Below are 944 nucleotides of genomic sequence, written 5' to 3'. Positions count from 1 at the left end.
AGCTTCAGGGCCTCCTCGATCAGCGTCTCCACGATCTTCGACTCCGGCACGGTCTTGATCACCTCGCCCTTGACGAAGATCTGCCCCTTGCCGTTGCCCGAAGCCACACCCAGGTCCGCCTCCCGCGCCTCACCCGGACCGTTCACCACACAGCCCATCACGGCGACCCGCAGCGGCACCTCCATGCCCTCCAGACCGGCGGTGACCTCCTCCGCCAGCTTGTACACATCCACCTGGGCCCGCCCGCAGGACGGGCAGGACACGATCTCCAGACCGCGCTGACGCAGGTTCAGCGACTCCAGGATCTGGTTGCCGACCTTGACCTCCTCCGCCGGCGGCGCCGACAGCGACACCCGGATCGTGTCCCCGATCCCCTCGCTCAACAGCGCACCGAACGCCACCGCCGACTTGATCGTGCCCTGGAACGCCGGACCCGCCTCGGTCACCCCCAGGTGCAGCGGATAGTCGCACTGCTGGGCCAGCAGCCGGTAGGCCGCGATCATGACGACCGGGTCGTTGTGCTTCACCGAGATCTTGATGTCACGGAAGCCGTGCTCCTCGAACAGCGAGCACTCCCACAGCGCCGACTCCACCAGCGCCTCCGGCGTGGCCTTGCCGTACTTCTCCAGCAGCCGCCGGTCCAACGACCCCGCGTTGACCCCGATCCGGATCGGCACCCCCGCCTCCGACGCCGCCTTCGCGATCTCCTTGACCTTGTCGTCGAACTGCCGGATGTTGCCCGGGTTCACCCGCACCGCCGCACACCCCGCGTCGATCGCCGCGAACACGTACTTCGGCTGGAAGTGGATGTCCGCGATCACCGGGATCTGCGACTTGCGCGCAATGGTCGCCAACGCATCCGCATCGTCCTGCGACGGACACGCCACCCGCACGATCTGGCACCCCGACGCCGTCAGCTCCGCGATCTGCTGCAACGTCGCATT

Annotated in this window: 1 protein-coding gene; it reads right to left on the bottom strand. The window is 67.6% G+C overall.

Annotated features, from left to right (window positions below; translation table 11 throughout):
- Nucleotides 1–944: flavodoxin-dependent (E)-4-hydroxy-3-methylbut-2-enyl-diphosphate synthase (gene ispG, locus IF29_RS0141155; protein WP_030267702.1), on the bottom strand; the 944-nt coding region annotated here is incomplete at both ends.

Origin of the sequence: Streptacidiphilus jeojiense, from assembly GCF_000719095.1 — a bacterium.
GTDB classification, from domain to species: Bacteria; Actinomycetota; Actinomycetes; order Streptomycetales; family Streptomycetaceae; genus Streptacidiphilus; species Streptacidiphilus jeojiensis.
Note: the sequence above shows the minus strand (reverse complement) of the source record. Positions and strands in the feature narration are given on the sequence as shown.